Origin of the sequence: Arcobacter arenosus, from assembly GCF_005771535.1 — a bacterium.
GTDB classification, from domain to species: Bacteria; Campylobacterota; Campylobacteria; order Campylobacterales; family Arcobacteraceae; genus Halarcobacter; species Halarcobacter arenosus.
Genome location: NZ_VANU01000001.1, coordinates 148518 through 161310 on the forward strand (window position 1 = coordinate 148518; position 12793 = coordinate 161310).

A 12793-nucleotide genomic window follows, 5' to 3' on the forward strand; every position below is an offset into this window, starting at 1 on the left:
TTTTTAATACTGATACATATGGTATTTTTTATTCTCTTTTGCTTTTCTTTCTTCAATAGCTTTATAAGTTTCTAAAGCTTTTTGTTTTAATTCTTCATCTTCACTATTTGTTTCATAATATTTAATTAATTGCTCTAAAACCAAAATATAAACAATAGAATTTAATCTTTTTGAATCCTCATTTTTCATTAGGATATCCAAATCTATTGCATAAACTGCTTCTTGAAAAGTATAAAAAATCCTTTGAGACAAATTATCTAATCTATAGCTATATCCTAAGATAGTTAAAAAATTTTCTTCATATTCTTTATCAAAAGATTGCACTTTTATATCATTGGCAAATTGGTTTATTTTCTCTTTTAATTTAACTATATCCTCTACTTCTAATGTTTTATTTTTAAAACTATGTAAAAAATCTGAAATCTCTTTAATCACTATAACTCCTTATTTACACAATTATTATATAGTAAATAAATAAAATAATCGTATTTTATGAAAATTAACATATAATAATAAAAAAATTAATTAGGATATATCATGATTAACAAAAAAACATCACTTGTTGCATCTTTACTTTTATGTTCAACAATAAGTTTTGCCTTTGACTTAGGAAGTATCACTAAAGCTGTTACTGATAATATAACAAAACCTAGTAGTTCAACTAGTTCAACAGCAAACTCTAGTTTAACAAATTCAACAGTTTCTAGTGGTTTAAAAGAAGCACTTAAAGTTGGTGTTGATTATGCAGTTAATACACTAGGTGCACAAAATGGTTATTTAAATAATTCACTTGTAAAAATCCCTTTACCAGAAAACTTACAAAAAGCAGAAACTCTAATTAGAAAAGTGGGTGGAGATAAAGTTGCAGATGACCTAATAAAATCTATGAATAATGCAGCAACAAAAGCGGCTCCTAAAACTGCAGAGATATTTGTAAATGCTATTGATAAAATGACTTTGGATGATGCAAAAAAGATTTTAAATGGTGACAAAAATGCGGCTACTAACTATTTTAAAGATAATACAACTAACTCGCTAAGAAATATGATAAAACCTATTGTTCAAGAAACAATGGCACAAAATAGTGTGGCAAAATACTACGACGCTTTTAATTCATATTATAAACAATATGGTCAAGGAGTTGTTGAAAACAGTTCTATTATGAATTTAGCAAAAGGATTTGGAGTTGATTCATATATCCCCAGTGCTAGTGATGAGAACTTAGATGATTATGTAACAAATAAAGCAATTGATGGGCTATTTGAAATGATTGCTCAAAAAGAAGCTCTTATTAGAACTAATCCCGTTGAGCAAACTACCTCTTTACTTAAAAAAGTTTTTGGAAACTAAAGGGATAAAATAAGTTGAGAAGTTAGTTCAATCTTCTCAGCTTCAAAATATCGATTAATTATATTTTTTCTAACTAAACTATCATTATATTTTCCAAGAAATCTCTTCTTACTTAAATATTTATTTTCATAGTCTGGTTTAAAACTTTTTAGTAATTTATCATATAATCGTCCATAAGAATCTAAAATAAATCTATTTTTATTTCCATTATAAATATAAATCAAATTAATATAGGAATCATCATTAACTTTTAAAGTTTTGAAATTATATCCATCAATATCATAATCTTCAACTGTTTTTAGCGAAGTTATGTTTAACTGCTCTTTTATATTGTTTTGTAAAAAAGAACTTGGTAATCCATTCCAATAACAATTATTGCTAAGCTCTATTGATTCAATAAAAAGGTAACCATACTTTATATTTTCATCACTTAAAGTATATGAATTTGTAGTACAAAAAGAGGCTTGCCTTTGAAAAATAGGATTTGTAAAATCTATATTAACTAGATTTTCATTTTTTCCTAACACCACTTTATTTGCACTGTATTGGTAACTTGTAGAGGATGCACATCCAACAAAAAAAACTGCAAATAAAACAATAAGTAAATAGTTTTTTATTTTCATTTTTCACCTTCTATGAAATTTTGAATATTGTTTTCTTTTATCATTGAAATATTGAAATTAACAGAGCCTTTTTCTTCATCATTAAACTTATATTCATATGAGTCATCTAATCTTGAAAGTAAGTTTTGATAAAGTTCCCCTTTCATATCAACAATAATAATATCAGAAATCGCTGTGTAAATATAAACTATATGTAAAACAAAAGAATCATCAACTTTAAACACTTTAAAAGTGTATTTATTTATCTCTTTTTTTTCTAAAAGATTAAATGATTTGATATTTAATTTATGTTTAAAAAAACCTTCAAATAAAGATAAAGGTTGTCCATTCCAAGAAGCATTATTATCAGTTCTTATATATTCTAAAAAAATATCGTTATTTTTTAAAGTATAAGCTTCAAAAACATAAGAATCATGTCTGGTTTTAATCTCATATTCACCTAAATCATATTCAAAAAATTGATCATTATTTAATTTAAAAATCAATTTATTTTCTTCGAACTTATACGTTGGAATCGATGCTTTAGCAATAAAATCTACAATATTTTTAAAAAAACCCATAATATTTTCCTATTTTTAGATACTCTATCATAAAAGCTTTTATTACAAGCTAATTTTACAATTTACTTAAAAAATTTTATTTATGGATTAGTTATTGCATAGTTTAATAATTAAGATGTAAGATAACAAAAAATTTGAAGGATATATAATGAAAATTGCAGTGCCAGTTAAAGATGAAAATCTAATGTTTTTTCCAAATGCAGGACACACTCCTAAATTTGCAGTATTTACTATGAATGGTACAGGTATGTTTAGATCATTTGAATTAAATGAAATTAAAAATAACCCAAGAACAGACATTGACCATGATGAACCAGAAGAAGACCACGAGTGTCATCATGACCATGATGATGCAGAACACATTGAACAACACAATAAAATGGGTAGAGTTTTAACAGATTGTGATTATGTTGTTGTTAAAAAAGCTTGTAAAAATACAGCTAAATCTTTTACTTCACAAGGGATTAAATTAGTAAAATATAATGGTGATTCATTTGAAACTAAAAGTATATTAAAAGAGTTATCTTCTAAATTTGCTTAGAAGATAACTACTTATTAGTAAGTATTATTAAATCTATCTTTATCTTTTATCACTTGTGCAGTTGAGACAACATTCATAATCAATTCGTTGTTAACATTTGAAAATTTTTCAATAATATAATCACAAGTGTTTAAAAGTTCATCCTCTTTTTGAAGTTCCCCAAGAATTACTGTTTTATTATGTAAGGCAATTGCAACTTGAGAGATAATTTTTCCATCATAGGAATCAAACCTTTTAATAACTTCATCATAAGTTTCTATTGCTTTTAAATTTTTATTTAATTCTTTTAATCTACTAGCTTTATTTACTAAAGCCTTTGCTACAAACTCTAAAATATTTTCATTTGTTGAATTAGAAAATTTTTCTATTAATTCATCATAGGTTTGAATAGCTTTTTCATTATCACCTAGTTTTGCAAACGTTAAGGCAATATTGTAATAAGAACTAACCAAAGTATTAAGAACCGTCGTATCTGCTGTATTTTTAAAATTTGTGATTAACTCTTTGTAAACTTTTATAGAATCTTCTAATTTATTTAGCTCCCCTAAACAAATAGCTTTATTCACATATGCTTTTGCTAAAACTATCTCTAAATCTTCTGACGTATCTTCCATAAACTTTTCTAAAAGAATACTATAAACTTTTAATTCTTCTTCATACTTATTAAGTTTTGCAAATACTAACGCCTTGTTATAATAAGCATAAGCTAAATATTTTAAGATAATTGAATCTTTTGAATCATCAAATTTATTAATTATTTCATCATAAGTTTCAATAACTTCATCTGTTTCATTTAAATTAGTTAATACACTAGCTTTTCCCATTAAAGCATAAAATATATCTAAGTCATTTGTTGCAGATTCAATAAGTTTTGGTACTAAACTCAATGAATCTTCGAATTCTTTTTTTGCAATTTTTTCATTAAATTCATCATAAAGTAACTCAAAGTTCAAAATGCACCTTCTTTTTTCGTTATTTATGGAATTGTAATATTTTATTACTATGAGGCACTTTAAATAGTAATTTAACAAAAAATATTAAATTTTTATCTTTCTTAAGTATTTTTCTATCATAGGTATATAATCTTTTCTACAAATTAAATAAGTATCTAAATTAAAATCCATTTGTGTTATTTTTAGTTTTTCAATATAAGCAAATTTTTCAATAATCTCTTTTGAAAATAAAGCAACACCATATCCTGCTTTAACACAAGAAAGTATTAGTTCATAGTTTTCTAAATTTACTTTTTTATAAATATTTTTCTCTTTTTTACTTAAATACTCTTCTAAGAAAATACGATTTAAACAACCATTTTTATATGCAAAAATTGTTTTTTGTGCCTCTTTATCTTTTGGTTCAACAAGGACAATATTCTCTTTAAAGATATTCAAAATCTCCAAATCTTTATGTTTTGGTTTTCCATTTACAAATGCAATATCTAACTTATAATCAAGGAGCTGTTCTATAAGATTTAAACTACTATCAACAACAAACTCTAACTTCATATCTTTAAAATCTTCATCTAATCTATCAATAAACTTTGATAGCCTTATGGTAGTATTTGATTGAGTGGAACCAATTCTTAGTAACTCTTGATAGTTTATATTTTTCATCCTCAATGTTGCTTCTTCAACTTTTTTTACTATATCAATAGCATAAGGATATAATTTTTCTCCCTCTAAACTTAATATTACACCTTTATTTGTCCTATGAAATAATTCATAACCTAAGTTTTTTTCAAGTTGTTTAATACGTAAAGTTGCATTTGACTGTGTATAGTTTAACTCTTTAGCACCAAGAGAGATACTCTTTTTGTCTGCAACTGCAATAAATACTTTTAATAAATTTGAATCCATATACTACTCTTTAATTAAATACTGTATTGATTACTAAAAATGAAGCTATTATAAATAATAAACCTTTTAGTATCTTCGTATAATATTTTACATCAATTCTTTTTTTAATTTTTATTCCAAAAAACATACCAATACAAACTACTAATACTGTAAAAATTGAGATACCTAAAGTATCTAAAGTAAAAGTTCCATAAAAAACAAACACAGCTATTTGCCCTATTTTTGTAAATAAAAAACATAAATTTGATAATTGAATTGTATCTTTTCTTGAATATTTCATCTCTAAGGTATACATTATCATAAGTGGAGCAACGACATTTGTAAGACCTGAGATAATTCCACCAAATACACCTAGTCCATAGGTTGAAGACTTAGGATACTTAGAAACAAAAGTTGCTTCTATTTTTACAAACCCTTGTAATAAATATAAAAATATAATTGCTGCTAATAAGAGTTTAAAAAACTCTGAATTAGAATAAACAAGAAGTACAGTACCTAAAGCACTACCTAAAACCATAAGTAAAATTATAAACCAAAACTTTTTTAAGGCTTCAAAAAAGTTACCTTCACTAACTATACTTAAAATATTTACAGCCATTGTAGGTAAAAGCATAAATATAATTGTTGTTTGAATATCTGCCATTAATGCAACTAGAGGAGTTGATATCATACCAAAACCAAAACCTATTGCACCATGTACAACTGAAGCCCATAATACAATTATGGCAAGAAGTAGAATAAAATTCATTTCCATCATTACAACCTTTAATATCACATATAATTATTAGTAATACCTAAAGGCATTACTAAAGATTATATCAAAAAGAATATTAAAGTAGATAAAAATTAACTGTTAGCAAAGTTAATTAAAGAGTCACCTTCTAATCTATACCCTATCCATTCATCTTGAGATTTAGCTCCAATACTTTCATAAAAGTCTCGTGAAGGTTTATTCCAGTCTAAACATGACCATTCAAATCTACCACAATTTTCTTCTAAAGCTTTCTTTGCTAGATGTTTAAGCATCTTCTTTCCAGCACCTAAACCTCTTTTTGATTCAGTAACATATAAATCTTCTAAATAAATACCATATTTACCAAGCCAAGTTGAATAATTGTAAAAATATATAGCATGACCTATTGGCTTTCCATTCTCTTCACAAATCAAAGCTTTTACATTAGAGTTTTCATTAAATATTTTTTCTTTTGTTTCCTCAACTGTTGTTACAACTGCATCTGGTTCTTTTTCATAAATTGCTAATTCTATAATAAAATCATAAATTGTTTTTGCATCTGATGCTACTGCATCTCTAATTGTTATTGACATTTTAAATCCTATAAAATTTAATTTCTAGAAATATATCAAAGAAATGTTGATTTTTAATTAAATCTACAACAAAATAGAATGGATTAGAAAATATATAAAAAGAGAACAGAGAAAAGTGCGAAACATTTTATTTAGAGATAATTTCAAGAGTTAAAATATTTGATAAAATAAAATAAAAGAGATAAAAGAAGGTTAAAGTTCTTTATCTAACAAACCTTTAATATCATATTTTAAAGGTTTGATTTTTGTAGTAATTATCTCCCAAATTTCATCAGCATCTATACCAAAATAATTATGAGCTACAATATTTCTAAAGTCTTTAACTTTTTGCCAAGGTATATTTTAATATTTTTCTTTGAAGTCTTCATCAAGTTTTGAAATCATTTCACCAATAATTACAAACTGCATCATAGTAGCATCAAAACTTTTTTCATCATGATAAAAGTCATCAGCATTATCAAATTCGTTTGTATAATTCTCAATTTTACCAATTGCTTCAAGGATTGATAAAAGAGATAGTTTTACTTTAGACAAATTCAACCTCTTTTAAAATCTCTTGTTTAGATAAAGGTTTCAAATATTTTTCTCTAGCAATATCTACATTAAGATGAAAAAAATCTTCTAAAGTTTTCTTAAACTCTAATTTTTTTTCATGTATATTTGTAAGATTATTTTCAAGTTCAATTAGAATATCTACATCACTACTATTTTTAGCTTCATCTCTAACATATGAACCAAATAGCCCAAGTTTAGTAATACCAAACTTTTGAGAAAATTCATCTTTGTGTTCTGATAAATAGTTAATAATAAATTCTTTTGTCACCTGAAATCCTTTTCATAAATAAATTATAACATATAAAGTTTCAATCCCAAAAATCACATTATAAAACTGACTTCTTAATAAAAGAACTAGTTGTATGTAGGTTCAAGGCGCTAATAGCTTTATTGAAGGAGTTTACATGAAAGTAAATGACTGAAAGAAAAACTATTTGCAACGCAAGATGACTGCGTGCAAATAGTTCTTTTATTTTATAATGCTTTTGCAGTAATTCTAGATAATCTTTGAGCAAATGCAACTGTATCAGTAATTTCCATACCTTCACTTAACTTAGCTTGGTCTAATAATACCCATGATACATCAGCTACTAAACCATCATCTTTTAAATCTTTTAATTTTGAAACAATCTCATGGTCAGGGTTGATTTCAAGAACAGGAGCAGATGCTGGCATCTCTTGACCCATTGCTCTCATCATTTGCATCATTTGAGCCATTTGTGCATCCTCTGCATCTTTAACAACACAAGATGGAGATTCAGATAATCTATTAGTTACTCTAACTTCTTTTACTGCTTCACCTAAAACCTCTTTGATTTTTTCAGTTACATCTTTATATTTTTCTTCAACTTCTTTTTTCTCTTCTTCAGTTTGCTCAACTTTTGGAGCTTCACAAGAAGTAATATCTTTAAATTCCCATTCTTTATAAGCACCATACATTGGAGTTACAATCTCATCGATTTCTTTATCATCTAAGATTAATACTTCAATATCATTTTTCTTATAACTTTCTAATAATGGAGAGTTTCTTAATACTTTTTCATTTTCACCAACAATATAGTAAATAGCTTTTTGTTCAGAGTCAGCTGCTTCTTTATATGCTGATAATGAAGTCATTTTAGCATTTTCAGTTTTTGTTGATTTAAATCTTAATAATTCTAAAATTGCTTCTTTGTTTGTAAAGTCTTGGTAAGCACCCTCTTTTAATGGTCTATTATATTGTTCAATAAATGGTGCATATTTCTCTTCATCTTTTGAAAGTTTTTTGATTTCACCAAGAATCTTTTTAACAGAACTTTGTTTGATATTAGCCATTACTCTATTTTCTTGTAAAATTTCCCTTGAAACATTTAATGGTAAATCTTCAGAATCAATAATACCTCTAACAAATCTTAAGTATGTTGGTAATAACTCTTTTTCATCATCAGTGATAAATACTCTTTTTACATAAAGTTTAACACCTGGTTGATAATCAGCTCTGTACATATCCATAGGAGCTATTGATGGGATATAAAATAGAGTAGTATACTCATTTACACCCTCTGCTTTTGTATGAATTGTAAGCATTGGATCTTGTGAATCATGTGAAATAGATTTATAAAAATCGTTATATTCATCTTGTTTTATTTTAGATTTTGGTTGCATCCATAAAGCAGTTGCTTCATTGATTTTTTCATTTCTGTTTTCTTTTGTTTTTTTAGCTTCTTTTCCAGCTTTTTTATCCTCTTCACTTAACTCTTCAGTTACCTCTTCTGTGTATGCTAAGTTGATTGGATATGCAATATGATTAGAGTATTTTTTAATTACTGTTTCAACTCTATATTTTGAAGTATAATCTTCAACTTCTTCATCTTTAAGTTTAATATAAATTACAGTACCTGAAGATTCTTTAGTACAAGGACTTAAATCAAACTCTCCTGTTCCCGTTGATGACCATTTGTAAGCTTGCTCTTCACCAGCTTTTTTAGAAATTACGTCAACTTTTTCTGCAACCATAAATACTGAATAAAAACCAACACCAAATTGTCCAATTAGGTTTGAATCTTTTTTTGCATCTCCTGTTAAGTTTTCAACAAAAGATTTAGTTCCAGATTTAGCAATAGTACCAATTGAAGCGATTAAATCCTCTTCATTCATACCAATACCATTATCTACAATTGTAATTGATTTATCTTCTTCGTCAATTTTAACTGTAATTTGCCCTGCCCAATCTTCTGGAAGTGCTGCTTTGATTTTTTCATCTGTTAATTTTAAATAATTTAATTTATCAATTGCATCACTTGCATTTGATACAAGTTCCCTAATAAAAATCTCTTTATTTGAATATAAAGAGTGTGTCATTAAATGTAATAGTTGTCCTACTTCTGTTTGAAATTGATGTTTTGCCATGCTAATTTCTCCTGTAAATTTGATTTTTTGTAATGAAATTTTAACACAACTTTATAAAAGGAAGCTAAAGTTTTGACATTTTTTAGCACTTTTTAGTTTTAAGTGCTAATTTAAGCAAAAAATTGTAAAATTATCATACAAAGGACTAACATGACTAAAGAAAAATTTATTGAAGACTTAAATGATATTTATGAGTACTTAGATTTTCAAAAAAATTCAACAAATAAACTTTTATCTTTTTTAGAAAATAATCAGTTTGAAAAGTTAGAAATTATCGATGAGTTTGCGAAAATTTTAGACTTAGATATGAATGAAAATTTAAGAGTTGCGTTAACAACAAGATTAGTTAATTTAAGAGATGATTCATTAGTTCAAGTTCTAAAAAAACTTGAAAAAAATGAAGATGAGATAATACAAATACAAGAAAAAGCATATTGTTTTGTAAGAGATTATTGGCAAGAAAAACATAGACATTTTATAGAATATATTAAACACAATAATCTTTTAACACCATTTTACCAAGAGATTTTTCAAGGTGTTTATAACGTAGGACTTAAAATGTCTTCATGGCAAAGTTCTTGGACTGCACACATAATAAATGGAATCAATAAAGAATTATCAAATATGTTTAATGGTGATGATGCAAAGGTTATGGACTACCTAGAAAAAAATCATTTATTTGATTTAGGACATAATAATATCTTAGCTGACAGATCATACTCTGCACTTGTAAAAGATAAAGAAGAATACCATTCAAAAGCATATATTGATGCATTTAAGAAACAAACCACAGAAGTTATAGATGCTTTAGAAGATTTTGAAGAAGTATTAATTGAATTAGAAGATGAAGTTTATGGACAAAAATGGGATTATATACTTTATATTCAATCTTTAATTAAAGCTTTTGCTGAAAACAAAACTCATCTTTTAGTTGAAAGATGGGCAGATGTTGATAGAGCTTGGATGAAAATAAAAACTCCTATTCAAATTGGACACCCTTTAGAATATTATGAAGATCATTACAGAAAAGCAGTTGCTTTAGAATGGGATATAAGACTTACAAATCCACAATTTGCTCAAAATGATAATAGAGTAAACAAAATCAAATCAGCTTTTGAAAAAATATATGAAAAAACTGAAAAAACAAAAGAGTATCAAGCTATTTATGACTTTTCTTTAAAATCACTTGATAAAGTTCAACTATATGTTGGAAGACCTGCTTTATTTTTTGGAGCTGAATTCAATGGTTTATTTTCAGCACAGGTTGTACCAAATGATGAAGTTGTTTCTAAAGAAGAGGGTAAAAAAATATTTGCATTTTCTGATGAGATTTTACAAACAAGTCGGGCTAAACCATTTCTAAAATTATCACAAGAAATTTTTGGACAAAAGTTTTTAAGTGAAGATAGAATTTTTCTTTTTAATGAAACTGAAGCTTGGCATCAAGTTTATGATATTTCAACAATTGGGCATGAGTTTGGACATATTCTTTGGTGCGATGAAGAAACAGAAACAGTTATGAACAAAACTGGAAATTTCAAAAATATTGAAGAGTTTAAAGCAACAACTGGTGGTTTAGTTTCATTTTTCTTAGATGAAAGTAATGATGAAAAAGATTTAGAAAAACAAGTTTTAATGGATACAATAAAAAGAGCCGTAAGTCTTATTGGATGGATGGAAGTTGATGAAGTTCAACCATATTATTGTGAAGGGCTTATTCATCTAACTGCTCTTTTTGAAACTAAAATTTTGAACTTTGAAGATGAAGAATTAATTATAGATATGAGTTCAACTAAATATGATAAATTAAAACAATGGTATATTAATACATACACAGATTTAGCAATCCATTATTTAGATAAAAAAGATGCCACAATCTTTTTAAATAATTTTGCAGAAAAAAAAGATAAATATTTTATGCCAACAAATGAAAAAATCAAATCATTTGTTAAGTATTATTTCAAAAGATACCAAGAGATTGGTCAAGAGTTAGATACTACAGACAAAAAAGAAAACTATTTAAAATAAGAGGTTTATCCTCTTATTTACCAATTGCAAAGGCATATAAAACTTGGGTATAATCCCCAATAAATTCACAAACTTCATCATCATAATAAGCTCCAATTCCAGAACATCCAATCCCTAAATAATTTGAAGCTAGATAAAGTCTATGCCCTAATAAACCAGCTTTTTGATACATTGCTTGATAGTTTTTTGATTTTGAACAGAAGAAAAATGTAACTGCTGATTGACTACCTAGTTTTTGTTCTAAACATAAATACCCTGCTTTTGATAAGAAATCACCCTCTTTTATATATTCACCATTTTTCATCAAACCTAGTTTCATACCTTGGACTCTATTTATTACATAATAAATATCAATCTCTTCATCACAATCTGAACTAACGGCTTTATTTACATTTTCCATTATAGAATCAAACTCTATTTTGGTAATACTTTGTTGATTAAATTCTCTAATTGACCTTCTTTTTAATATCACTTCTTTAAAGTAGCTTTTTTGAAAATTAAAATTTGCCTCTTGCAATTGAGGTTTTTTATTTTCTATCTCTAAAGAGTCATTATAAGCATCTTCAATCATCTCATTTTTTTCAAATACAAAAGTACCATCAATATTTTCTAATTCAAGTTTAACTTTTCTAAGTTTTTCATTTGTGTTATTTGTTAAAAAAACAGCTGATGTAAAAAACTCTTTTTCATCAAAATTAAAAAGTTTATTCATCTGTTTTTTATCAAAATCATTTACAATCTTAAAACTTTTATTGTGTATATAAGCTGATGCTTCTATTGAGCCTAAAACATGTCCAGCATCAAGTAAACAGTATCTAAAAGCTCTATTTTTATATTTCCAAGAACTTCTATAATAAATTGATGAGATTAAAAAAATAAATCCATTTTGTTTTGTATCTAAATCAAAATATGGTTCAAGTCCACTATCATCAATTTTTTTTAGTAAGGTAATACTTGAACTTTTAATATCAAAATGGTAAATTCCATCTTCAAAATCTTTATTTCCTCTACTTTGAAAATAGATTTCATTGGGATATAAAGCCCCTGCACTTGGATTTATCCTTAAATAGTATTCAACACCAGGATAAGTTTTTTTTGCATTTATCCCTGCTATTAAATAAATAAATTCATGATTCTCTTTTTTAATATCTAAGGGGATTTTTTCGTAACTATTAGGGTAAGATTTAAATACACTTGGTTGATTATTCCAATCAAGTCTATTAGGATTGTTTCTAATGGAGAAGTAAGAGTGTTTAGTATTCATATGATACTTAAAATAATCATAGAATTCTGACACTCTTAATCCTTTTATTTTTTAGTAGTAACTATTCCTGGAGCTTCTTGGGTTCCCACATAGTCATCATAACTGCTGTTGTATCTCAAATATGCAAAAACTGCTCCAACTAATAAGATACCAATAACTACAAGTCTTACAGTATTTCTTTTTTCTTTTGACTCATTACCGTTATAATCATCAATTTTATCAAGGCTTAATTCATCATCCATATTACTTTTCATGGCTAACTCCTTTTTTTGAACAATAACACATTAGAACTTAAAATAAAT

The 12793-nt window shown here is 26.2% G+C and carries 14 protein-coding genes and 1 pseudogene; 3 read left to right on the top strand and 12 right to left on the bottom strand.

The annotated features are described in order from the left end of the window. Positions 1-3: 3 nt before the first annotated feature. Complete coding sequence (locus FDK22_RS00760) at positions 4-435, bottom strand: hypothetical protein (RefSeq protein ID WP_138150867.1); 432 nt, start codon at positions 433-435, stop codon at positions 4-6. 102 nt (positions 436-537) lie between these two features. Between FDK22_RS00760 and FDK22_RS00765 the strand changes: the two genes are divergently transcribed. Continuing rightward, positions 538-1350: a DUF4197 domain-containing protein gene (locus FDK22_RS00765; RefSeq protein ID WP_138150868.1), complete on the top strand. Its 813-nt coding sequence runs from the start codon at positions 538-540 to the stop codon at positions 1348-1350. Here FDK22_RS00765 and FDK22_RS00770 read toward each other — a convergent pair. Together FDK22_RS00770 and FDK22_RS00775 are read right to left on the bottom strand one after the other, a co-directional pair. Beyond that, positions 1347-1973, bottom strand: a complete 627-nt coding sequence (locus FDK22_RS00770) for a hypothetical protein (RefSeq protein WP_138150869.1) — start codon at positions 1971-1973, stop codon at positions 1347-1349. The two genes, FDK22_RS00765 and FDK22_RS00770, sit on opposite strands and share 4 nt — an antisense overlap. Then, positions 1970-2533, bottom strand: coding sequence for a hypothetical protein (locus FDK22_RS00775; RefSeq protein WP_138150870.1), 564 nt, complete (start codon positions 2531-2533; stop codon positions 1970-1972). The genes FDK22_RS00770 and FDK22_RS00775 overlap by 4 nt, the downstream gene beginning before the upstream one ends. A gap of 148 nt (positions 2534-2681) precedes the next feature. On the opposite strand from FDK22_RS00775, the gene FDK22_RS00780 reads away from it, so the two are divergent. After that, positions 2682-3074: a NifB/NifX family molybdenum-iron cluster-binding protein gene (locus FDK22_RS00780; RefSeq protein ID WP_138150871.1), complete on the top strand. Its 393-nt coding sequence runs from the start codon at positions 2682-2684 to the stop codon at positions 3072-3074. A 14-nt stretch (positions 3075-3088) separates the two neighbouring features. Here FDK22_RS00780 and FDK22_RS00785 read toward each other — a convergent pair whose 3' ends face one another. The 7 genes and pseudogenes from FDK22_RS00785 to htpG form a co-directional block, all read right to left on the bottom strand. Continuing rightward, entirely contained in the window at positions 3089-4027 is a 939-nt protein-coding gene (locus tag FDK22_RS00785; protein ID WP_138150872.1) for a tetratricopeptide repeat protein, read from the bottom strand. Positions 4028-4111: 84 nt separating this feature from the next. Beyond that, on the bottom strand, positions 4112-4930 hold the full coding sequence (locus FDK22_RS00790; RefSeq protein WP_138150873.1) for a LysR family transcriptional regulator: 819 nt from the start codon (positions 4928-4930) through the stop codon (positions 4112-4114). 10 nt (positions 4931-4940) lie between these two features. Then, complete coding sequence (locus tag FDK22_RS00795; RefSeq protein WP_138150874.1) at positions 4941-5684, bottom strand: sulfite exporter TauE/SafE family protein; 744 nt, start codon at positions 5682-5684, stop codon at positions 4941-4943. Positions 5685-5776: 92 nt separating this feature from the next. Next, positions 5777-6256 (bottom strand): GNAT family N-acetyltransferase, encoded by a 480-nt coding sequence (locus FDK22_RS00800; protein WP_138150875.1) that lies wholly within the window; start codon positions 6254-6256, stop codon positions 5777-5779. Positions 6257-6448: 192 nt separating this feature from the next. Continuing rightward, positions 6449-6796 (bottom strand): annotated as a pseudogene (locus tag FDK22_RS15805) (HepT-like ribonuclease domain-containing protein). Further along, positions 6783-7079, bottom strand: a complete 297-nt coding sequence (locus tag FDK22_RS00815) for a nucleotidyltransferase family protein (RefSeq protein ID WP_138150877.1) — start codon at positions 7077-7079, stop codon at positions 6783-6785. Before FDK22_RS00815 ends, FDK22_RS15805 begins: the two are co-directional and overlap by 14 nt. Before the next feature lie 206 nt (positions 7080-7285). Beyond that, positions 7286-9199 carry a molecular chaperone HtpG gene (gene htpG / locus FDK22_RS00820; protein ID WP_138150878.1) on the bottom strand — a complete coding sequence of 638 codons (1914 nt, stop codon included), beginning with the start codon at positions 9197-9199 and terminating at the stop codon, positions 7286-7288. 150 nt (positions 9200-9349) lie between these two features. Between htpG and ciaB the strand changes: the two genes are divergently transcribed. Then, on the top strand, positions 9350-11227 hold the full coding sequence (gene ciaB / locus FDK22_RS00825; RefSeq protein ID WP_138150879.1) for an invasion protein CiaB: 1878 nt from the start codon (positions 9350-9352) through the stop codon (positions 11225-11227). A 13-nt stretch (positions 11228-11240) separates the two neighbouring features. Here ciaB and FDK22_RS00830 read toward each other — a convergent pair whose 3' ends face one another. Both FDK22_RS00830 and FDK22_RS00835 read right to left on the bottom strand, forming a co-directional pair. Continuing rightward, positions 11241-12524 (bottom strand): SagB family peptide dehydrogenase, encoded by a 1284-nt coding sequence (locus FDK22_RS00830; protein ID WP_228711606.1) that lies wholly within the window; start codon positions 12522-12524, stop codon positions 11241-11243. Positions 12525-12535: 11 nt separating this feature from the next. Next, positions 12536-12745: a hypothetical protein gene (locus FDK22_RS00835; protein WP_171012881.1), complete on the bottom strand. Its 210-nt coding sequence runs from the start codon at positions 12743-12745 to the stop codon at positions 12536-12538. Between the last annotated feature and the right edge of the window lie 48 nt (positions 12746-12793).